This is a genomic window from Rhodococcoides trifolii, from assembly GCF_014635345.1.
GTDB lineage: Bacteria > Actinomycetota > Actinomycetes > Mycobacteriales > Mycobacteriaceae > Rhodococcoides > Rhodococcoides trifolii.
Genome location: NZ_BMCU01000003.1, coordinates 449244 through 470669 on the forward strand (window position 1 = coordinate 449244; position 21426 = coordinate 470669).

The window sequence follows — 21426 nt, forward strand, 5'->3', positions numbered from 1 at the left end:
CGGGTGCGGAAAAGAGTGTCGGGGTACTCCTTTTCGCACCCGTGTGCGGAGCGCCTACTTCGGCGCCGCCGGCAGCGTCACGACCTGGCCGGCGTAGGAGAGGCCGGCGCCGAAGCCGAGGAGCAGGGCCGTGTCGCCCTTCTTCGCCTTACCGGTGCGTAGAACCTCTTCCACCGCAAGGGGAATGGACGCCGCCGACGTGTTGCCCGCCTCGGCGATGTCGTGGGCCACCGGAATGTCTTCACCGAGTTCGAGGCTCTTGGCGAGGAGATCGGTGATACGCGAATTGGCCTGGTGCGGAACGAAGACGTCGAGTTCGGATGCGGCCACACCGGCTTTGTCGAGCGCCAGTTTGGCAACCTTGGCCATCTCGAAGGCCGCCCAACGGAACACGGCGATTCCGGTCATCTTGATCCACGGGCGGTCGGCCTTGGGGTCTTCCTTCAGATCGTCGAAGTACTGCAGCCAGTCCTTGTCCTGCGTGATGGCGTCGGACTGCGAGCCGTCGGATCCCCACACGACGGGTCCGATTCCGGGCTCGTCGGTGAGTCCGACGACCATGGCACCAGCACCGTCGCCGAAGATCATGCGGGTTCCGCGATCGTCGGGACGTGTTGTGACAGAAAGAATTTCGGTTCCGATGACCAGAATCTTGTCTTCGGTGCCGCTGCGGATCATGTCGGAGGCGAGGCTGAGTCCGTAGCAGAACCCGGCGCAGCCGGCTCCGAGGTCGAAGGCCCCGGGCCCGCCGGTGCCGAGGGCGTTCGCGACGATCGGTGCCGCGGGCGGGGAGAGAAGGAGGTGGGTGGACGTCGCGACGATGACGCAACCGATGTCGGCGGGGTCGACGCCGGCGTTCTCGAGGGCCTGACGCCCGGCCTCGATCGACATGGACACGACGGTCTCGTCGCGGGCGGCGAAACGACGGCTCTCGATGCCGGTTCGGGTACGAATCCATTCGTCGTTCGAGTCGATCGTCTGGCAGATCTCCTCGTTGGTCACCACTCGCTCCGGCCGGTACGCACCCAGACCGAGAATTCCCGAGTGCCTCGTGTCGGTCGTGACCTTGATCTGCGCGCTCATCGTCCAGCCGTCCTCTCGTGCCGCTCCCTCGGGCGTCGGCCCGAGCGGTGCGCATCACGTTACTGGGACGACTCCTGCCGATATGTCGGTGGTCGCGCTCAGGAGCGCAGCCGAGAGCTCCGGAGGTAACGCAACCGCAGGCAGCGCACGCACGGTGAGGTCGATGAGCTCCTGCTTCGTCAGATGCGGATCGCTGAGCCACGTGATGGTGACTTCCTCGACGAATGCGATCCATCCCCGAACGGCGAGGTCGATCTGGGCCGTGCGTTCGATCCCGAGTCGCGGCAACTGCGAGAGGGTGCGCTGGGCCATGAGGCTGCGTGTCTCCTCGAAGACGGCACGCATGTCCGGATCACCGCTCGCGGTGCCGCGCAGCAGTGAGACGTACGTGCTGCGCTGCGCTTCGACGTAGTCGACGTAGGACGTCATGGCTGCACGCAATGTGGAGATGGCGTCGAGGCCGGCCGGAGGTTCGGTGCGTTCGAGCATCTCGCGGGAGTTGTGACGGACGATTTCCAGGTGGAACTCGTGCTTGGTGGCGAAATAGTGGAACAGCAGTCCCCTGGACACTCCCGCCTTGTCGGCGATGTCCTCGACCGATATCTGATCCAGTGTCCGCTCGGCGAGCATCTCCAGACCCAGTTCGATGAGCTGCGCCCGACGCTGCTCGGGAGTGAGTCTCGTTCTCTTCACGCTTCCATCAGAACAGGTTATTGAATATTGGTCAATAGCTATTGACTGCGACTCAGTAGGCGTCTAATCTCTGGTTCATGAGTCTTCCAGTCACAGACAAATCGGCTGCCGCCACGACGACCGTGGGCACGCTGATCATCGGCAGCGGTTTCGCCGGCCTCGGTGCCGCGATCAAGCTCGCTCAGCAGGGCAAGACCGACTTCCTGGTCCTCGAGCGGGGCAACGACGTGGGCGGGACCTGGCGCGACAACACCTACCCGGGAGCGGCCTGCGACGTGCCGTCGCACCTCTACTCCTACTCCTTCGCACTGAACCCGGACTGGACCCGCTCCTTCTCGAAGCAACCCGAGATCCGCGCGTACATCGAGTCCGTCGCCCGCAAGTACAAGGTGTACGACAAGCACGTCTTCGGCGCAGCCGTCGAGCGCGCACGGTGGAACGCCGACACGTCCCGCTGGGATGTGGACACCACCAAGGGCAACTTCACCGCGAAGATCGTGGTGTCCGCAGTGGGAGCGCTCGCCGAGCCGAACCTGCCCGACATCAAGGGGATCGAAGATTTCCAGGGTGAGGTCTTCCACTCCGCGCAGTGGAACCACGACGCCGACCTGACCGGCAAGCGCGTCGCCGTCATCGGAACCGGCGCGTCGTCGATCCAGATCGTTCCCGCCATCGCGGAGAAGGTGTCGCACCTCGACGTCTACCAGCGCACCGCACCGTGGGTACTCCCCCGCGCCGACCGCGAGTACACCAAGATCGAGCGCTTCGCCTTCAAGCACGTTCCGGGCTTCCAGCGCCTCTCACGCGCCGGCATCTACGCCACCCGCGAAACTCAGGTGATCGGCCTGACCAAGTCGCGGATGTTCATGAAGCCGATCGAGCTCGCGGCGCGTCGGCACATCGCCACCCTCATCAAGGACAAGAGCCTGCGCGAGAAGGTCACCCCGAACTTCCAGATCGGCTGCAAGCGCATGCTGATCTCCAACAACTACTACCCGGCTCTCGACCGGCCGAACGTCGACCTCGTCACCGACGGCATCGCCGAGGTGCGGGCCGGATCGATCGTGACCAAGGACGGAACCGAGCGGCCGATCGACGCTCTCGTCGTCGCCACCGGTTTTCACGTGACCGACTCCCCGACGTTCCAGGGCATCTTCGGCAAGGACGGACGGTCGCTGGCCGATGTCTTCGACGAGCGCGGTCAACAGGGATACAAGGGCGCCAGCGTCGCGGGTTTCCCGAACATGTTCTTCCTCGTCGGCCCCAACACCGGCCTGGGACACACGTCCATGGTGTTCATGATCGAGTCGCAGCTCAACTACGTCATCGACGCCATCGACACCATCGACAAGCACGACATCGGCACGGTCGAGGTGCGTCGCGACGTGCAGGACCAGTACAACGCGGACCTCCAGAAGCGCATGTCGACCACCGTGTGGATGAACGGCGGCTGCGCCAGCTGGTACCTCGACAAGCACGGTAACAACACCACGCTGTGGCCGGGATTCACCTTCGATTTCCGCCGCATCACCAAGCAATTCGACCTCGACGCGTACGACAGCGTCCCGACCGCCGACGCCTCGTCGGCCGCACAGAACAAGGTGGCAGCACTGTGAGTACGTTCGCCGGCAAAGTAGTCGTCATCACCGGAGCAGGCTCGGGCATCGGCCGCGCCCTCGCTCTCGATCTCGCAGGACGCGGAGCGAAACTCGCGCTGTCCGACATGGACGACATCGGTCTCGCGGAAACCGTGGAGAAGGTCCGTGCGTTGGGCGCCGAGGTCAAGAGCGATCACCTCAACGTCACCGAACGCGAAGCCGTTCTGGACTACGCGGAGGCCGTCGCCCAGCACTTCGGCAAGGTCAACCAGGTCTACAACAACGCCGGTATCGCCTACCACGGTGACGTCGAGGTGACCCCGTTCAAGGACATCGAGCGCATCGTCGACGTCGACTTCTGGGGAGTCGTGAACGGCACCAAAGCCTTTCTGCCGCACGTGATCGCGTCCGGTGACGGGCACATCGTCAACGTGTCCTCGCTGTTCGGCATCCTGGCCATGCCCTCGCAGGCGGCGTACAACGCGGCGAAGTTCGCCGTGCGCGGGTTCAGCGAGGCCCTGCGGCTCGAGATGATGATCGCCAAGCATCCGGTCAAGGTCACTGTCATCCATCCCGGCGGCATCAAGACCGCCATCGCCCGAAACTCCACCGTCGCCGAGGGACACGACCAGAAGACGGTCGCCGAGTTCTTCGACCGCAAGCTGGCCAAGACCACTCCGGAGAAGGCCGCCGAGGTGATCCTCAAGGGCGTGGAGAAGGGGAAGGGCCGCGTACTGATCGGCAGCGACGCCATCGCTCTCGATCTGCTCACCCGCGTCACCGGTTCCAAGTACCAGAACGTCATCGCCCGAGTCGCGACGCGCGTCATGCCGAAGCCCTCCTGATGCGGCCGACCACGATTCCGCTGCCGGTGGTCGCGGCGACCCTGCGCCCGATCTACCGGGTCATGCTCAACCCGCGGTTCTCGTTCCGTACGCAACGCGCGCTGATGCAGCTGTCGGCGAAGTCGCAGCCCGTCCCTGACGGAAGCGTCTTCCGTCAGCAGAGCATCGGCGGGGTTCCGGTCGAGCGCGTCACCGTGGGGGCCACCGAACGCAAGACCGTCGTGCTGTACCTGCACGGCGGCGCCTTCACCATGGGATCGCCGTTCACCCACCGCCCTCTCACGGCGTCGCTCGCGAAGTACACGGGCAGTGTCGTGATCGTTCCGGATTACCGGCTGGCACCGGAACATCCCTTCCCGGCCGGACTCGACGACGCGGCGGCGGTGTACGACTCGCTCGTCGACGATCTCGGCATCACGCCGGACTCGATCGTGATCGCCGGCGACTCGGCCGGTGGCGGCATGACGGTGGCCCTCGCGCGACGGATGGTCGACAAGGGCCGAGGCCCGGCCGCGCTGGCGTTGATCTCGCCGTGGGTCGATCCGGGCGACCGCGACGCGCCGTTCGACCGGGACCTGTTGGTCAATACCGGGTGGTCGTACACCTCCGCCGACGCGTACCTGGGCTCGGGCGATCGATTCGATCCCGGCTTCGCCCCCTCGCACGGCCCGTTGGAAGGCCTACCGCCGACGGTCATGCACATCGGGACCACCGAGGTGCTCTACGAGCAGGTCCGAGCGTTCGGCGAGAAGCTGCGTGTCGCCGGCGTCGACCTCACCTACGTCGAGTACGACAAGCTCTGGCACGTCGCACACCTGCAGGCGACGTTGATGAAGGAAGCGGACGACGCCGTCAAGCATCTCGCGTCGTTCCTCGTCGATCACCTGCAGACCGTTCAGTAGCTGCGTTCTCCCAGCCACCCCTCGGCCACCGCGTCCGGGGAAGCACCACCGCGGACTCGGGCGACCATGTCGGCCAGGTCCGCGGTGGTGAGATCACCGGCCACGACGCCGAGAGCTGTCGTCTGCGCTTCGCCGAGAGAGTTCTTACGGAACAGCGGCACCACATTCTGCGCGCGGTACGCGTTGTCGGTGTCGGCGAGGGTGACGTCTCGCCTTCCGGAGTCGTCCGTCCCGACGTCGGTCGCCGGAACGATCACCGCCTGAACTTCGTTGCGGCGCAACAACTCACGTGCCTCTACGGGATCCACGGACGTCACCGCCGCGAAGGAGCAGCCGTACGCTGCGCGCAACGGCGCAAGGACTGCCTCGACGTCACCGGTGACCGCGACCGCCGACTGCGCACACAGCGGCGCGAGATCGGCGAGAGTTGCCCCGGCGAGAGACTCGGCCGTCGCCTCGGTCACGGAGACGCTCTCGCGATTCTCCGCTCCTGCGGCGTCGGAGACGGAAAGCCACTCCGGCAGCGATCGATTGAGCGCCTCGAACACCTCCTCCGACGTGGACGCCGTCGAATCCGGATCGAGTTCGGTAAGCAGGGCACCGGAGAAATCGGGGACGAACGTCACCGCAACTCGGTCCAGGGCGGACACCACCTCCGCGAGGGAGGCCGACGGCGGAGCGAGAGTCACCTCCACGCCGGTTCGCCGCAGGGTGCCGGCGTAGACGCGGGCGAGAACCGCGGACACGACGGACTCCTCCGACCCGACCACCACCGGGCCGGTCGTCACCTGTCCCGTGGGGGGCGCCGACGTGCACCCCGCCAGCACGAGCACAGTCACGGCTGCGCCGAACCATCTGCGACCGATCGTGATGTCGGCTCACCTCTTTCGCGGTACCAGGGGCACGTGTCGGACCTATCGTTACACTGATCTTCGATACCATCCCAGAGCGGCCGAGAGATCCGGCTTGTCGACGCCGCAGCAACCAGTCCAGTGCTAATGCCGGAACCGATGGAAGGACCTTCCCCCATGTCTCGTCTCACTCGTGTGTCCGTCGCTGCCCTTGCAGCCTTGTCGCTGGCGGCGCTCACCGCATGCGGTGGGAATTCCGACCCGCTCAGCAGCGGCGGCGGCTCCACGTCCACCGACACCAACTCGATCGTCGTCGGCTCCGCGAACTTCACCGAATCCGAGATCGTCGCCAACATCTACGCCGAGGCGTTGAAGGCCAACGGCTTCGACGCCAGCACCAAGCTCTCCATCGGCAGCCGTGAGGCATACGTGCCCGCCGTCAGGGACGGGTCGATCGACATGATCCCCGATTACACCGGCAACTTGCTGCAGTACTTGGACCCGTCGGCCACTGCGTCGTCCGCGTCCGATGTCGACGCCGCCCTTCCGGCAGCGCTGGGATCGGATCTCGCGATCTCCACGCCCGCACCCGGTGAGGACAAGGACGCCGTCGTCGTCACGCGGGCCACCGCGGAGCGGTGGAACCTGAAGTCGATCGCCGATCTGGCCCAGTACTCCGCCCAGCTCAAGTTCGGTGGGACACCCGAGTTCACCGAACGTGTTGCGGGTCTTCCAGGCCTGAAGGACAAGTACGGCGTCGACGTCTCGACCGCCAACTACGTCACGATCGCCGACGGTGGCGGCCCCGCAACGGTTCAGGCGCTCGTGGGTGGTCAGGTCGACGCGGCCGACATCTTCACCACGGCGCCGTCCATCGCGCAGAACGACCTGGTCGTTCTCGAGGACCCCGAGAACGTCTTCGCTGCACAGAACGTCGTGCCGCTCTACAACGCGAGCAAGAAGTCGGACAAGCTCACGCAGGTCCTCGACGCCGTCTCGTCGAAGATCACCACCGAAGAGCTGATCGCCCTCAACACCGAGGTGTCGGGCGACGCGAAGACCGAGCCGCTCGCCGCGGCCCAGGCCTGGGTGAAGGAACAGGGTCTCGACCAGCCGGTCTCGTGATCTCGTTTCAGAACGTCACCAAGCAGTTCCCGGACGGAACGACCGCGGTCGATTCGTTGGACCTGACGATCGAGCCGGAGTCGTTCACCGTCTTCGTCGGCCCGTCCGGATGCGGCAAGACGACGTCGATGCGGATGATCAACCGCATGATCGAGCCGTCGTCCGGCACCATCACGGTCGACGGCAAGGACATCAGAGGCGTCGATGCGGTCAAGTTGCGGCTCGGCATCGGATACGTGATCCAGAGCGCCGGCCTTCTCCCCCACCGGACGGTCGTCGACAACGTCGCGACGGTTCCCGTGCTGCGGGGCGACTCGCGGCGCGAGGCTCGCAAGGCGGCGCTGGGCGTCCTCGAACGGGTGGGCCTCGACCTGTCACTTGCCAACCGGTACCCGGCACAGCTCTCGGGTGGTCAGCAGCAGCGTGTGGGTGTGGCCCGCGCGTTGGCTGCCGACCCACCCATCCTGTTGATGGACGAGCCCTTCAGCGCCGTGGATCCGGTGGTCCGTGAAGATCTGCAAGCCGAAATGCAACGGCTGCAAGCGGATCTGAAGAAGACCATCGTCTTCGTCACCCACGACATCGACGAGGCTGTCAAACTCGGCGACCGTGTCGCCGTATTCGGTACAGGAGGCCGGCTGCAGCAGTACGACGATCCGCAGACCGTGCTCGCTTCCCCCGCGACCGACTTCGTGGCGTCGTTCGTCGGACGCGACCGCGGGTACCGCGGCCTGTCGTTCCGAACGGCCGCCGACGTCGAACTCCATCCGATCCGCACCGCCGTCGAAGCGGAGCTCACTTCGCTGAGACTCGAACACGGCGAATGGGTCCTGATGGTGACCGAGAACGGCGCTCCCGACGGGTGGATGGATGCGGGCGGCCTGGAGGCGCATCGCAACGGACGCAGCCTTCACGAGTGCACGTCGGCGGGCGGGTCGCTGTTCGTCCCCGGGGGCGATCTGCGCCAAGCGCTGGATGCGGCCATCTCGTCGCCGTCCGGAATCGGTGTCGCCGTCGACAAATCGGGCGTTGTCGTCGGTGGTGTCGACGCTACCGAGATCATCGATCTCCTTGCCAAGCAACGCAAGCAGGAAGATCGCGATCGGATGTCTCACGGCGGAGGGGCGCAGGGGCGATGAACTACCTCGTCGACAACATCGGGACGGTTGTCGATCTGACCAAGACGCACCTGTACCTGGCGCTCGTGCCACTGCTGATCGGTCTCCTCATCTCGATACCCGTCGGCACTGCCGTGCGATCGGTGTCGTGGTTGCGCCGCACCACTCTCGTAGTCGCGAGCATCATGTTCACCATTCCGTCGCTGGCGCTGTTCGTCACCGTGCCCCTGATCGTGGGACTGCGCGTTCTCGACCCTCTGAACGTCGTGATCGCGCTGTCCGTCTACTCGACGGCACTGCTCGTCCGCGCGGTTCCCGAAGCGCTGGACTCGGTCTCGCCCGCAGTGGTGGACGCGGCGACGGCGATGGGTTTCACCGGTCTGCGCCGATCACTGACCGTCGAACTCCCCCTTGCCCTTCCGGTCCTCGTCGCGAACGTGCGCGTCGTAGCCGTGACGAATATTTCGCTGGTGTCCGTGGGGTCCGTGATCGGTATCGGCGGGCTCGGACAGCTGTTCACCCAGGGCTACCAGCGTGACTATCCCGATCAGATCCTGGCGGGCATCATCGCGATCGTCGTCCTGGCGCTGTTCTTCGACGCGGTGCTCTACGTCCTCGGACGGGCGGCAACGCCGTGGACCCGCGTCGGCACTCGATCCAAGGCGGCGCGCGCATGAACATCTTTTCGCAGGCGTTCGACTACTTCGTCGACGGCGCCAACTGGTCGGGACCCACCGGCATTGTCGCGAGGTTGCTGGAGCAGCTCTGGTACAGCGCCATCGCCGTGTTCTTCTCGGCGATCATCGCCGTGCCGATGGGACTCGCGATCGGGCACATCCGCAAGGGTGAGGTGATCCTGGTCGGAATCGTCAACGCGCTCCGATCCATTCCCACCCTGGGCCTGCTCACATTCCTGGTTCTGCTGATCGGGTTGGGACTGATCTCCCCCGTCATCGCCCTTGTGTTGCTGGGTATTCCGTCGATTCTGGCCGGTACGTACGCCGGCATCGCGAACGTCGACCGTACGGTTGTCGATGCGGCCAACTCGATGGGAATGACCCAGCGGCAGGTGCTTTTCCGCGTCGAGGTGCCCAACGCGATGCCGTTGATCCTCGGCGGCATCCGCAGCGCGACGCTGCAGGTGATCGCCACCGCCACGATCGCCGCGTACGTGAACCTCGGCGGTCTGGGCCGGTACATCTTCGACGGCCTAGCGCTGTACCGCTACGACCGAGTGGTGGTGGGCGCCATCCTCGTTGCCGTTCTGGCTCTGATCATCGACGGCATCCTCGCGCTGGCGGTGTGGTTGTCACAGCCAGGGACGGGGCGGCTCAAGTTCCGAAGCGGAGCCCCGGCGAAGTTGTGAAGGAAAGGCCGCGCCAGGCGCGGTAGATGCTTCACAACTGCGGAAGATACAACTGTGGCCAGGGCTTAGGCGACCCCGTCCTCCTTCGCCGCAGCCGCCACCGCGGCGGCGACCGCCGGTTCGACACGGGGGTCGAGCGGGCTCGGCACGATCATCGTCGGTGACAGGTCGTCGGCCACCACCGACAGAATCGCATGTGCTGCAGCCAGTTTCATGCGTTCGGTGATCCGGCGAGCGCCGACGTCGAGCGCGCCGCGGAACACGCCGGGAAACGCGAGGACGTTGTTGATCTGATTGGCGAAGTCGCTGCGTCCGGTGGCGACGATCTCCGCGTACTGCGCCGCAACGTCGGGCGCGATCTCGGGGTCGGGGTTCGACAGCGCGAACACGATCGATCGTGGCGCCATCGAGGCGATCAGCTCCTCGGCGATCTTTCCCGCCGACAACCCGAGGAACACGTCGGCTCCGCTCAGCGCCTCGGCGGCGCCGCCCGACAGTCCGCGCGGATTCGTGCGGTCGGCGAGGCCGGCCTTGACGTCGTTCAGTCCGTCGCGGCCCGCGGAGATGATGCCCTTCGAGTCGAGCACCACGACGTCGTCGATACCGGCGAGAAGCAGCATGTTCGCGCACGCGACTCCGGCTGCGCCCGCACCCGAGATCACCACCTTCAGACCTGCGATGTCACGGGACTGCACCCGAACCGCGCCGAGGAGCGCAGCCAGGACAACGATCGCGGTGCCGTGCTGATCGTCGTGCATCACCGGGCAGTCGAGGGCCTCGATGACTCGGCGCTCGATCTCGAAGCAGCGCGGCGCAGAGATGTCCTCGAGGTTCACTGCACCGAAGCTGGGGCGCAGGCGCACGAGCGTCTCGACGATCTCGTCGGGGTCGTTGGTGTCGAGCACGATCGGGATGGAGTTCAGTCCGGCGAACTTCTTGAACAGCGCGGACTTGCCCTCCATGACCGGGAGGGAGGCACGGGGTCCGATGTCGCCGAGACCCAGAACTGCCGAACCGTCGCTCACCACCACGACGAGGCGGTCGGTCCACGTGTACTTCTTCACGAGTTCCTGATCGGCGGCGATCGCGCGGCTGACCTGCGCCACGCCGGGGGTGTACGCGATCGACAGGTCACGCTTGGTCTCGAGAGGGGCGGTGAGCTCGACACTCAACTTGCCACCCTCGTGGCTGCGGAAGATCTCGTCGTCGGTGATCGTGGTCAGGTCGGCGGTGACCTGATCGGTGCGTTCGATATCGGTGCTCACGGGACACTCCTGGGTCGATCCGCACACATCGAGTGCAGCGGACGAGAAACGGTAGTCACATCAGGTCGCGGGCGGCTGGTGAGCCACGCACATCGCAGACCTGGCAGGAGCAGACAACGCGGTGGCGCGGTCGCTGAATGGTGCCAGTGTGCCACCGCGCCGAACGAAGAGGCAAACAGCCTCATCCCGTTACGGTGCCTAATTCCACCATTGCGTCCAGAGGAGAACGCCCGTCACCACGAACACACCCAGAGATCCGGCCACGGACAGCAGACGGCCGCGGTGATCTGCGAGACGCTGCAGGAACAGAGCCACTACCGTGGCGACGACGTGCCAGACCGCAGTCGACACCCCTGGCCCGGGAAACCCGCGTTCGCCGCCGAGAATCTCGGTGCCGATCACCACCGCCGTCAGCACCACCAAACCGGCGACGACGCTGCCGCTCAGACCACGAAGCATGCTCACCCTCCCGCCACGAAACCGCGCACGGACTCGGCGATCAACTGCACGGCGATGGCGGCGAGGAGCAGACCCGCGATGCGCGCCAGCAGCGTGATGCCGCCTTGTCCCAACAGCCGAATGAGGACAGTCGAGAAACGCAGGACGAGAAAGAACACCACGTGGATGGTGAGGATGCCCGCGGCGATGGCGAGCAGTGACGCCGCCTTGCCGTCGGACTGACTGACGTAGACGATCACGGCCGCGATGGCTCCCGGACCCGCCATCAGCGGTGTTCCGAGCGGAACCAGTGCCACGTTGACGTCGTCGTTTCCGGGCGACCTCGTCGGCTCTCGACCGGTGAGCAACTCGAGCGCGATGAGAAGCAAGAGCAAGCCGCCGGCGCCTTGTAGCGCAGGAATCCCGATGTGCAGGTAACTCAGAATGGCCTGCCCACCGATGGCGAACACCGAGATCACCGTCAGCGAGACCGCGGGGGCCTGCCATGCGGCACGGTTGCGAACCTCGCGCGACTTCCGGCCGACGAGCGAGAGGAAGATCGGGATCGCACCGGGTGGATCCATGATGACGAAGAGCGTCACGACGACGGTGAGATAGAGGGTCACGTCCACAGCAGCTATCCGATCACCGGGACGCCGTTCGCACGGGCGACGACGAATGCGAACTGCTCGGGATCGGTGGTGAACGCGCCGATGGGCGTCGTCTTGTTGGTGCCGTGGTAGTCCGACGATCCGGTCGCGGCGATGCCGTGCGACACCGCCACTGCGCGGAGCCAGTCCTTGTCCTTCGCATCGTGGTCCGGGTGATCCACCTCGAGCCCGCCCAGCAACCCGCCTGCGGCGAGTTCCTCGATGTGATCGGCCGCGAGGATCCGACCCCGTTTGCGAGCGCGGGCGTGGGCGATCACCGGCACTCCTCCGGCCGACGCCACCATCGCCACGGCGTCGTCGAGCGGGGTGTCCTGCTTCTCGACGTAGTAGGTGCCCCCGGTCTTCAGGTAGTACTCGAACGCCTCGGACACGCTCGACACCTTCCCGAGTCGGACCAGCTCGCGTGCGAGATGAGGACGTCCGGCCGACGGTCCCGCCGCCTCCAGAATCGCGTCGGCGTCGAGCGGGATTCCGTCTGCCTGAAATCGAGCGGCCATGGCACGCAAGCGTTTACGACGCTCGTCGCGCAGGCGTTCGCGTTCGATCGCGAATGCTTCGTGATCGGGGTCGAAGAGGTACGCGAGCAGATGCACCGGCACCGGGTCACCGTCTGCGCCGCGCCCTGTGCACGACATCTCCATACCGCGCACGAGTCGCATGGACGACCCTGATTGCTCCAGCTCGGACACCGCTTCGGACCACCCCGAGGTGGTGTCGTGATCGGTGATCGCGAGAACCGACAGGTCGGCCGCGATCGCCGTGCGGACGAGCTCGGACGGCGACTCGGTTCCGTCCGACGCGGTCGAATGGGTATGCAGATCGATGAGCACGGGGCCAGTCTGTCAGGTCGTCACCCCTGCGTCGCGCGCCAGGTCCAGGGCCGATCTTCGCGAATCGCCCGGGTCGGTCGTCGCCCCACGGAGGCAGGTCGGACGGACGTACGATTGAGCCGCTGAACCGGAAAGGACGTGTCCCTCGTGCCCACCAGGCCCTCGCTGCCCTCGCTGCGCCCATCTGCGCGCGTGGCCGAGCCGATGCATCGTCTCCCCATTCCTACCGCGCGGGCCATCGTCGACTGCGCGGTCTACATCGACGGACAGCGCTTGCCGGGCAAGTACACCCACTCGGCTGCTCTAGCCGAGGTGCGCAAGCGCGGCGAGGGATTCGTCTGGGTGGGGTTGCACGCCCCCGACGAAGGTCAGATGGAAAGCGTCGCATCGTGTTACGGGCTGCACGAGCTCATGGTCGAGGACGCCGTACACGCCCACCAACGACCCAAGCTCGAACGCTACGACGATGTTCTGTTCCTCGTTCTGCGCACCGTCAACTACGTCGAACACGATTCGGTGACGACCACGAACGAGATCGTCGAGACGGGCGAGATCATGATCTTCCTCGGCACCGACTTCGTCATCACGGTGCGCCACGGCCAGCACTCCGAACTCGCCACCACCCGCCAACTGATGGAAGCGAATCCCGACCGACTCGCGCTCGGTCCGTCCTCGGTGATGCACGCGATCTCCGACCACGTGGTCGACACCTACCTCGACGTGACGGAAAAGATCGAACGCGACGTCGACGTCATGGAGGAAGAAGTCTTCAGTCCCAACCATCACGTTCCGATCGAGCAGATCTACATGCTCAAGCGCGAGATCGTCGAGTTGCGGCGTGCCGTGAGTCCCTTGTCGGCCCCGCTGGCCCGCCTCGTCCAGGAGCTGGAGTCACCGGTACCGAAGGCGGTCCGGCGCTACATGCGCGACGTCGCCGACCACCACACGGCCGTCGCCGAGCGAATCGGCGAATTCGACGAGGTGCTCAGCACGCTGGTCGACGCGGCGCTGGCGCGCGTGACCATGCAGCAGAACCTGGACATGCGCAAGATCTCGTCGTGGGTTGCGATCGCGTCCGTACCCACCATGGTGGCCGGTATCTACGGAATGAACTTCGAACACATGCCCGAGCTGCAGTGGACGTACGGCTACCCCACGGTGGTGGGCGGGCTCGCAGTCGTCTGTGTCGCGCTCTTCAGGACGTTCCGCCGTAATCACTGGCTGTAGGGCCATGCGCGACGACGCTCTGATCTCCGGAATTCGGAAAGCTCTCGCGGCAGCCGGCAATCCCGACCGTGCGCTCGCGCAACAGGCCTACATGAAGTCGGAGCTGCCGTACCACGGCATCACTGCTCCCGAGCTGCGGCGCGTGACGAAGCCGTTCGTCGAGGCATACGCGCCCCGCAGCCGCGCCGAGCACGAGGACACGGTGTCGACCCTGTGGGACGAGGTGACCCACCGCGAGGAGTGGTACGTCGCGATCGCCCTTCTCCGGCACCGCGCGGCGCGCGAGTGGCTCGACCCGGACGCTCTCACCCTGTTGCGGCACACGATCGAGACCGGAGCGTGGTGGGACGTGGTGGACGAACTGTCATCGCACCCGGTGGGCGACGTCCTTCTGCATCATCGGCCCGAGGCCACTGCGATCCTGTGGAGCTGGGCGACCGACGACCATCCGTGGATCCGCCGCGCCGCGGTGACATCGCAACTGCGCGCCCGCAGCGCCACCGATACCGACCTGCTCCGGCACGCCATTTCCTCGAACATCGACGACACCACGTTCTGGCTGCGCAAGGCGATAGGCTGGGCGCTCCGCGAGTACGCGAAGACGGACCCCGATTGGGTCGTCACCGAGGTCGATCAGCTCGGGTCACGGCTCTCGGGCTTGTCGAGACGGGAAGCACTGAAGAACATCGCGCGATGATCGTCGGACGTCAGAACGACGCCGCCGCCCGCGACGGGTCGCGAACATCGATTCCGGCCTCCGCCCACGCCTCACGCAGCGCCTGCGCGCCCTTGAGCCGCACCCACGCTGCTTCGGTCTGGGTGATCGGTACCGCGTCGAAGAAGGCGACGGGATCGGCGGGTTCGGCCAGCGCGAGGTCGTCCACCTCGTGGCTCCGACCGAGAAGGACCGCGGTGAAAGGCGCACCGTCCCAGAGCGATTCGCCCGCGTCCAGAAGAGCGTCGGCCACGAACACCACACCCTCGACGGCGGGTGACGCCGCGAGGACGGCCATCTTCTTGTGGACACCGGGCGCGTTCCCGCGCACGGTGAGAATCAACTCCGCCCGCGGGCCCCGATCGGGATCGGTCACCATCGCACCGGGATCACCCATCGGATGCCGGGAACACCCGACCGTCGTGTAGCGGACGGAGCCGTCGGCCTCCGGGCCGAAACGCAGCACGTCCATCGGTTCGAGGCCGAGGAAGGTCACCGACGCCGTGCCGGGGGCATCGTCGTCGAACGCCGCGATCAGATGGGCTCGGACCAGGGCGGCGACGTCTCGGCTCACCTCTCCATACAACCACCCGCGCGACAGGTACCGTTCATGCCGTGGTTTCCGTGCTGACGATCTCCGACGAGGTGGTCGAAAGTCTGTGGAGTGCGCAGGCACGCACTCTCGACGTGGACCTGGTGCTGGCGGCGGGTGATCTCCCGTTCGACTACGTCGAGTACGTCACCGACATGGTGAATGCTCCGTGTGTGTTCGTCCCCGGCAACCACGACGCCGACTTGAGCGGCTACTCGGCCGGCCGTGCGGGATGGATGCGCGCAGGCCTTCCGGCGACCTGGCCCGGACCGGTGGGAGCGATCAACGCGGACCGCAGGATCGTCACCGCAGCCGGACTACGCATCGCCGGACTCGGTGGCTGCATCCGCTACAACGACGGACCCAATCAATGGACCGAACGGCAGCAGCGTCGCCGGGCGGCGTCCCTCGTACGCACCAACTCGTGGCATCCGACGCTCCGCGGGCAGGGGGTCGACGTCCTGCTCACGCACAGTCCTGCTCGCGGCGTCGGCGACGGTGAGGACGGGCCGCATCGGGGCTTCGAATGCTTCGACTCTCTGGTAGAGAAACTCACTCCACAACTGTTCGTGCACGGGCACATTCATCCACACGGACAGCGCCCCCCGGACCTCGAACTCCGTGGAGCGACCGTGGTCAACACGGTCGGTTACGCACTCATCGAGGTCACTCCCGGAGGGACCGCCCCTACGATCGGAAGACGACGCTATGGCACGTGACACCGGATTTCCGGCCGCTGACGCCGAGAACGACTTCACCCGACAGCGACGTCGAGCCGACGTCGCCAGGCTGGTTGGGTGGCTGCGTCGGCAACCCGACGACGTGAACACCATCCTGCCGTTCGACGAAGTCGTTGCGGCCCTGGGCAAGACGGGCGAGCGGCGGGTCGGACTCGAAGTGATTCGCGTCGACTCGATCGTCGGAAGCGTCGACCGCACACGCGATTTCGACCGCTACTTCCGGCCGACGTCGGCTCGGACACGAGAGCGCTGGCAGCGCATCGCCACGGCCACGAGACGCGGTGAGGCCATGCCACCGATCGACGTCTACCGCGTCGGACCCATGCACTTCGTCATCGACGGCCATCACCGCGTGTCGATCGCCTGCTCCGTGCACAACACGCTGATCGAGGCCTACGTCACCGAGATCACCACCCGGATCTCCCCCGACGGAATCACCAGTCGTGCAGACCTTCTGGTGAAGGACCACCGGCGCATCTTCCTCAGTCGAGTTCCGCTGATCGGCAAGGCGCGCGACGCCATCGAGTTCTCCGACCCGTGGCAGTACGCCGAACTCAGCGAGGCCGTCGAGGCATGGGGCTTTCGTCTGATGCAGGAACTGGGCGAGTTCGTCGACCGCCGCACCGTCGCCCGCCGGTGGTTCGGTGAGGAGTTCCTGCCCGTCGTGCGCATGGTGCGGTCGGTGGGCGGCATGATGACCCGTCACACCGACGCCGAGGCGTACATGTGGATCGAACGCGAGCGCTACCGGCTCGTGCGCAGCCACACGTGGAACGACGAAATCATCGCGCAACTCAAGGAGACCGCGCCGAACTGAGAAAGGGCCGACGCGTCGGCGCCGGCCCTTTCTTCGGTTCGAAAATCAGTGCAGTCAGAGCGTCAGGTTGTCTCCGTTGGCCGCGTCGAACACCGACACGCGCTTCGGGTCGAACCACAGCTCGAGCGACTGCCCCTGCCGCGCAGCCGATTCCGCGGCCACGCGTGCCACCATCTGAGTGCGTGCCCCGCCGGAGTCGGCCGCCAGCTCGCGCAGCTCGTTGGAATCGACCTGCCCGCCGTCGACACCGAAGTACACGTACTTGTCCGAGCCCATGGACTCGAGCACGTCGACCTGCGCGGTGAAGGTCGATCCCGACATCTTCTGGTACGAGTCGATGAGCGCCGCGTCCTCGAGATGTTCGGGCCGAATACCGACCACGACGTCGCGGCTCGGGTTCTTCTGCGAGATGAGCTGACGACGATCGTCCGGCAGTTCGATAGAACCGAAGGGGGTGTCGACGCCGGCCTGCGTCAGCTGGCCCGGGACGAAGTTCATCGACGGGGAGCCGATGAAGCCGGCCACGAACAGGTTCCGCGGGTGGTCGTACAGCTCCTGCGGTGAGCCGATCTGCTGAACGAGGCCACCGCGGAGGACGACGACGCGATCGCCGAGCGTCATGGCCTCGGTCTGATCGTGCGTCACGTACAGCATGGTGGTGCCCAATCGGCGCTGCAGCTGCGCGATCTCGGTACGCATCTGCACGCGCAGCTTCGCATCGAGGTTCGAGAGCGGCTCGTCCATCAGGAACGCCTTCGGGCTGCGCACGATCGCGCGTCCCATCGCGACGCGCTGACGCTGACCACCGGAAAGGTTGCCGGGCTTGCGGTCGAGGTGCTGCGTGAGATCCAAGATGTTGGCCGCGTCGGTGACCTTCTTGTTGATCTCGTCCTTGGAGAGCTTCTGCAGCGTGAGCGGGAACGCGATGTTGTCGCGGACCGTCATGTGCGGATACAGCGCGTACGACTGGAACACCATCGCGATGTCGCGGTCCTTGGGCGCCTTCTCGTTGACGCGCTCGCCGCCGATGCGAAGTTCGCCGGTGGAGATGTCTTCGAGCCCGGCGACCATGTTGAGTGTCGTGGACTTACCGCAGCCGGAGGGTCCGACCAGGATGATGAATTCGCCGTCGGCAATGGTGATGTCGACGTCGCTCACCGCCTTGGCGCCGTCCGGGTACAACTTGGTCACTTTGTCGAGAACGATTTCGGCCATTGACTTATCCCTTCACTGCGCCGGACGTCAGGCCCGCCACGATACGACGTTGGAAGAACAGCACGAAGATGATGATCGGGATGGTGATGACCACCGCTGCTGCGGCGATCGACCCGGTCGGCTCCTCGAACTGGGAAGAACCGGTGAACTGAGAGATCGCTGCCGGTACCGTGACCGAGCGTTCGGTCGCGGTGAGCGAGATGGCCAGCAGCAGGTCGTTCCACGCGAAGATGAACACGAGGATCGCGGCGGTGACGATGCCGGGTGCTGCGAGCGGGGCGATGACCTTGCGGAACGCCTGAGCCGGCGTGGCGCCGTCCATCTTCGCGGCCTTCTCGAGCTCCCACGGGATTTCGCGGAAGAAGGCCGACAGCGTGTAGATCGACAGCGGCAGGGCGAACGTGATGTACGGGATGATCAGGCCGGGCCACGTGTCGAACAGTCCGAGCGCACGCTCGATGTCGAACAACGGTGTCACGAGCGAGATCTGCGGGAACATCGCGATCAGCAGTGCCGCGCCGACGAGAACTTTCTTGCCGGGAAAATCCAGCCGTGCAACGGCATACGCCGCCATGGTTCCGATGACCACGGCGATGACCGTGGTGATCAGACCGATACCGATGGAGTTGACGAGGGCGCTCGTGAACTGCGAGGTCGAGAAGATGCCCTTGTAGTTCTCCAGCGTCCACTGCTTCGGGATGAAGCTGCCGTCGGCGATGTTGGCCACCGGCTTGAAGGACAAGCTGATGATCCAGACCAGCGGGATCAGCGCGTAGAGCAGAACAAGCAGGTTGACGATGGACCAACCGGCTTTCTGCTTGGTGGTGTTCGCCACGGCCTATCGTCCTTCCGCGTCGGATCCGGGCGCCGAAGCTCCGAACAGTTTGATGAAGATGACGGCGATGATCGCCACACACACGAAGATCAGAACGCTGATCGCCGATCCGATTCCGAGGTTGAACGCCCCGAACAGGTTGTCGTACCCGAGGATCGACACGGACCCGGTTCCGTTGCTGCCCTTGGTCAGCACGTAGATGTTGTCGAAGATGCGGAACGCGTCGAGCGTGCGGAACAGCAGTGCAACGAGGATCGCGGGCTTCATCAGCGGGAGGATGATGCGGAACAGCCGTGTCCAGGCTCCTGCACCGTCCACCTGCGCGGCTTTGAGCAGGTCGTCGGGAACGAGTGCCAGACCGGCGAGGAGCAGCAGCGCCATGAACGGCGTCGTCTTCCACACCTCGGCGAGCACCACGATGGCGAGCGACGGGATCTGCTCGGTCAGCGGAGCACTTCCGGTCGGAAGCAGGTTGGCGAGGTAACCGGTTCCCGGTGTCCACGCGTAGTACCAGCTGTAGGCAGCTGCCACCGTGACGATGCCGTACGGGATCAGGACCACCGTGCGGACCACGCCGCGCCCGAAGATGGTGCGGTGCATCACGAGTGCGACGGCCAGACCGAGTACGAACTCGATGGCTACCGAGATGATCGTGATGCCTGCCGTGACGCCGAACGCCGTCCACCAGTACGAGTCGCTCAGGACGGCCGCGTAGTTGGACAGCCCGACGAATGCCTTGTCGTCGGGGAAGGCCAGGTTGTAGCGCTGCAGACTGAGCCAGAGCGCGTAGATGATCGGATAGGCGGTCACGGCCAGCATCAGGATGGCGGCGGGCGCCACCAACAGCAGACCGAGGCGACGTTCCGCCTTCTTGCCGTCGGAAAGTCCGTGCGGCACGGGCTCGTCCGGCTTCGCGTGCGCCGGCGACGCAGACGTTGTCGCGGTCATGGAATCAGCCCTTTCGATTCGACGGCCTGCTTCACCAGGTCGGCCAACTTGTCGACGTCACCGACGGGATCGATGTTCTGCGGGGGATTGAGCGCATCGGTCAGCAGAATCGAGATGGACTGGTACGCGGGAGACACCGGGCGCACCGTGGCGGACTCGATGGAACCCAAGACTCCCTCCCATGCGGGGTAGGCCGCCTGGAAGTCGGGATCCTGGTAGAGATCGGCGAGAACCGGAGGAACACCACCGTCGACGGCGTTGTTGCGCTGATTCTCACGATCGGTCAAGCACGCCACCGCTTTCCACGCAAGATCCGGATGCTGCGTCGTCTTCGCGACACCGATGTTGAACCCACCGATGGTCACCTTCGCGGGCTCACCGGCTTTGACCGACGGGTACGGGGCGCTCTTGAAGACCTCGTTCACCTTCGCGTCCTGCTGGTCGGCAGGAACGTTCGACAGATCGAGGAAGGACACGCCGCCGGCGGCGGCGTTCTCCTTCAGACCCGGCAACACGAACGGGTAGTTGACCTCGGCGAACATCGTGCCCGCCTCGACTCCCAGTCGAGCAGTTCCCTCGTCGCTCTGGGAGACCGACGGGTCGGCGCCGGGCGCCGTGGCAACCGACTTGATGATCGACAGCGCCTTCTCGGTGGCCGCGCGGTGCTCAGGGGTGTCGTTCAACGTCACCGTGGTGCCGTCGTCACCGACCACGGACGCACCGGCACTTTCGAGCAGCGTGTTGAACCAGACCATGAAGCCCTCGTACTGCTTCGCCTGGACACCGATCGCCGCCGGCTGGCCGGCTGCCTGGTTGGCTGCCGCGTTCGCGATCAGCTCGTCCCACGTGGCGGGCGGCGTTCCGTTCGGCACCAAATCGGGCCGATACCAGAGCAACTGGGTGTTCGAGTTCAGCGGGACAGCGAAGAGCTTGTCCTTCTGCTCGGTCTGCGGGTCCAGCCACTCGGCGGTGGCCAGAGGGCCGGCGAGCGTGGACCCGTCGCGCAGCTTGGTCTCGAGGTCCTCGGGTACCGGCAAAGCCCAACCCGCCTCGGCGAATTCGGCCGTCCACACCACGTCGAGCGTCATGAGGTCGAGGGTCTTGTCGTTACCCGCGAGCCGCCGTGCCAGCTGCAGTCGCTGGTCGTTCGCACTCTTCGGCAGCGTCCGCTGCTCCACCTTGTATTCACCGCCCGATTGCGCGGTGCACGCCGCCGCCGCGGCGGCGTACTGCTCCGCACCGTCGGCCGCTGTGTAGAAACTGAGGACGACCTCGTCGCTCGAGGATCCGCACGCAGCAACAAGTGGACTCGCCACTATCGCTGCGGCGGCGATCAGCCCGAGCTTCCTCGCGTCGAACCTCGTGCGCTTTGTCGCAGCGCAATTGGACTTCGATGGCACTTCCGCCTCCTCCGCTGCGAAGGAGGCCGCAGATTGGCCCGACTCCGCAGCGTGCACTCCGTTGGACACGCTTTACCCTGCGGAGGTGAACCTAGCGGATAGGGGGATCGAAGTGGGCAGCTTGATCGAATTCCGTATCCGCAATGAGACCC

At 65.6% G+C, this 21426-nt stretch carries 23 protein-coding genes; 11 read left to right on the forward strand and 12 right to left on the reverse strand.

Features of this window, described 5'->3' with window-relative positions; genetic code table 11:
- Positions 1–54: 54 nt before the first annotated feature.
- The gene (locus IEW02_RS15330; protein ID WP_188545705.1) at positions 55–1083 is read right to left on the reverse strand and encodes a beta-ketoacyl-ACP synthase III; all 1029 of its coding nucleotides are present in this window, start codon (positions 1081–1083) and stop codon (positions 55–57) included.
- 54 nt (positions 1084–1137) lie between these two features.
- Positions 1138–1776 carry a TetR/AcrR family transcriptional regulator gene (locus IEW02_RS15335; protein WP_229746061.1) on the reverse strand — a complete coding sequence of 213 codons (639 nt, stop codon included), beginning with the start codon at positions 1774–1776 and terminating at the stop codon, positions 1138–1140.
- 77 nt (positions 1777–1853) lie between these two features.
- Here IEW02_RS15335 and IEW02_RS15340 point away from each other — a divergent pair, with 77 nt between their 5' ends.
- Genes IEW02_RS15340 through IEW02_RS15350 form a run of 3 tightly spaced genes read left to right on the forward strand, consistent with a single transcriptional unit; the run spans position 1854 to position 5121 of the window.
- The gene (locus tag IEW02_RS15340) at positions 1854–3392 is read left to right on the forward strand and encodes a flavin-containing monooxygenase (protein WP_188545706.1); all 1539 of its coding nucleotides are present in this window, start codon (positions 1854–1856) and stop codon (positions 3390–3392) included.
- Complete coding sequence (locus IEW02_RS15345) at positions 3389–4219, forward strand: SDR family NAD(P)-dependent oxidoreductase (protein WP_188545707.1); 831 nt, start codon at positions 3389–3391, stop codon at positions 4217–4219. Before IEW02_RS15340 ends, IEW02_RS15345 begins: the two co-directional genes overlap by 4 nt.
- Positions 4219–5121, forward strand: a complete 903-nt coding sequence (locus IEW02_RS15350) for an alpha/beta hydrolase (protein ID WP_188545708.1) — start codon at positions 4219–4221, stop codon at positions 5119–5121. Before IEW02_RS15345 ends, IEW02_RS15350 begins: the two co-directional genes overlap by 1 nt.
- Here IEW02_RS15350 and IEW02_RS15355 read toward each other — a convergent pair.
- Positions 5115–5960 carry a glycine betaine ABC transporter substrate-binding protein gene (locus IEW02_RS15355; RefSeq protein WP_188545709.1) on the reverse strand — a complete coding sequence of 282 codons (846 nt, stop codon included), beginning with the start codon at positions 5958–5960 and terminating at the stop codon, positions 5115–5117. The two genes, IEW02_RS15350 and IEW02_RS15355, sit on opposite strands and share 7 nt — an antisense overlap.
- A gap of 189 nt (positions 5961–6149) precedes the next feature.
- Between IEW02_RS15355 and IEW02_RS15360 the strand changes: the two genes are divergently transcribed.
- From IEW02_RS15360 to IEW02_RS15375, 4 genes are read left to right on the forward strand one after another with little or no spacing between them, the layout of a single operon-like run.
- On the forward strand, positions 6150–7097 hold the full coding sequence (locus IEW02_RS15360) for an ABC transporter substrate-binding protein (protein WP_188545710.1): 948 nt from the start codon (positions 6150–6152) through the stop codon (positions 7095–7097).
- The gene (locus tag IEW02_RS15365; RefSeq protein WP_188545711.1) at positions 7094–8236 is read left to right on the forward strand and encodes an ABC transporter ATP-binding protein; all 1143 of its coding nucleotides are present in this window, start codon (positions 7094–7096) and stop codon (positions 8234–8236) included. Before IEW02_RS15360 ends, IEW02_RS15365 begins: the two co-directional genes overlap by 4 nt.
- Entirely contained in the window at positions 8233–8892 is a 660-nt protein-coding gene (locus IEW02_RS15370) for an ABC transporter permease (RefSeq protein ID WP_188545712.1), read from the forward strand. Before IEW02_RS15365 ends, IEW02_RS15370 begins: the two co-directional genes overlap by 4 nt.
- Positions 8889–9581: an ABC transporter permease gene (locus tag IEW02_RS15375; RefSeq protein WP_188545713.1), complete on the forward strand. Its 693-nt coding sequence runs from the start codon at positions 8889–8891 to the stop codon at positions 9579–9581. Before IEW02_RS15370 ends, IEW02_RS15375 begins: the two co-directional genes overlap by 4 nt.
- A 65-nt stretch (positions 9582–9646) precedes the next feature.
- On the opposite strand, the gene IEW02_RS15380 is transcribed toward IEW02_RS15375, so the two are convergent.
- The 4 genes from IEW02_RS15380 to IEW02_RS15395 form a co-directional block, all read right to left on the reverse strand.
- The gene (locus tag IEW02_RS15380) at positions 9647–10846 is read right to left on the reverse strand and encodes an NAD(P)-dependent malic enzyme (RefSeq protein WP_229746062.1); all 1200 of its coding nucleotides are present in this window, start codon (positions 10844–10846) and stop codon (positions 9647–9649) included.
- 198 nt (positions 10847–11044) lie between these two features.
- Complete coding sequence (locus IEW02_RS15385; RefSeq protein WP_188545714.1) at positions 11045–11305, reverse strand: hypothetical protein; 261 nt, start codon at positions 11303–11305, stop codon at positions 11045–11047.
- 2 nt (positions 11306–11307) lie between these two features.
- Positions 11308–11916 carry a MarC family protein gene (locus tag IEW02_RS15390; RefSeq protein WP_371829959.1) on the reverse strand — a complete coding sequence of 203 codons (609 nt, stop codon included), beginning with the start codon at positions 11914–11916 and terminating at the stop codon, positions 11308–11310.
- 5 nt (positions 11917–11921) lie between these two features.
- A complete protein-coding gene (locus tag IEW02_RS15395; protein WP_188545715.1) occupies positions 11922–12785 on the reverse strand; it encodes a PHP domain-containing protein in 864 nt (287 codons plus the stop codon).
- Positions 12786–12932: 147 nt separating this feature from the next.
- Between IEW02_RS15395 and IEW02_RS15400 the strand changes: the two genes are divergently transcribed.
- Entirely contained in the window at positions 12933–14012 is a 1080-nt protein-coding gene (locus IEW02_RS15400) for a magnesium and cobalt transport protein CorA (RefSeq protein WP_371829960.1), read from the forward strand.
- Between the two features lie 4 nt (positions 14013–14016).
- Positions 14017–14709 (forward strand): DNA alkylation repair protein, encoded by a 693-nt coding sequence (locus tag IEW02_RS15405; protein WP_188545716.1) that lies wholly within the window; start codon positions 14017–14019, stop codon positions 14707–14709.
- A gap of 10 nt (positions 14710–14719) precedes the next feature.
- Here IEW02_RS15405 and IEW02_RS15410 read toward each other — a convergent pair whose 3' ends face one another.
- Positions 14720–15301 (reverse strand): suppressor of fused domain protein, encoded by a 582-nt coding sequence (locus tag IEW02_RS15410; RefSeq protein WP_188545717.1) that lies wholly within the window; start codon positions 15299–15301, stop codon positions 14720–14722.
- Positions 15302–15342: 41 nt separating this feature from the next.
- Here IEW02_RS15410 and IEW02_RS15415 point away from each other — a divergent pair, with 41 nt between their 5' ends.
- The gene (locus IEW02_RS15415; protein WP_188545718.1) at positions 15343–16038 is read left to right on the forward strand and encodes a metallophosphoesterase family protein; all 696 of its coding nucleotides are present in this window, start codon (positions 15343–15345) and stop codon (positions 16036–16038) included.
- Positions 16028–16876, forward strand: coding sequence for a chromosome partitioning protein ParB (locus tag IEW02_RS15420; RefSeq protein WP_188545719.1), 849 nt, complete (start codon positions 16028–16030; stop codon positions 16874–16876). Before IEW02_RS15415 ends, IEW02_RS15420 begins: the two co-directional genes overlap by 11 nt.
- A gap of 54 nt (positions 16877–16930) precedes the next feature.
- Here the strand turns inward: IEW02_RS15420 and IEW02_RS15425 are convergent, their stop codons facing one another.
- The 4 genes from IEW02_RS15425 to IEW02_RS15440 are packed head-to-tail and all read right to left on the reverse strand — an operon-like array spanning position 16931 to position 21211.
- Positions 16931–18091, reverse strand: a complete 1161-nt coding sequence (locus IEW02_RS15425) for an ABC transporter ATP-binding protein (RefSeq protein WP_188545720.1) — start codon at positions 18089–18091, stop codon at positions 16931–16933.
- 4 nt (positions 18092–18095) lie between these two features.
- Complete coding sequence (locus IEW02_RS15430) at positions 18096–18926, reverse strand: carbohydrate ABC transporter permease (protein ID WP_188545721.1); 831 nt, start codon at positions 18924–18926, stop codon at positions 18096–18098.
- 3 nt (positions 18927–18929) lie between these two features.
- The gene (locus IEW02_RS15435; RefSeq protein WP_229746063.1) at positions 18930–19874 is read right to left on the reverse strand and encodes a carbohydrate ABC transporter permease; all 945 of its coding nucleotides are present in this window, start codon (positions 19872–19874) and stop codon (positions 18930–18932) included.
- Complete coding sequence (locus IEW02_RS15440; RefSeq protein WP_188546151.1) at positions 19871–21211, reverse strand: extracellular solute-binding protein; 1341 nt, start codon at positions 21209–21211, stop codon at positions 19871–19873. Before IEW02_RS15440 ends, IEW02_RS15435 begins: the two co-directional genes overlap by 4 nt.
- Positions 21212–21426: the final 215 nt, after the last annotated feature.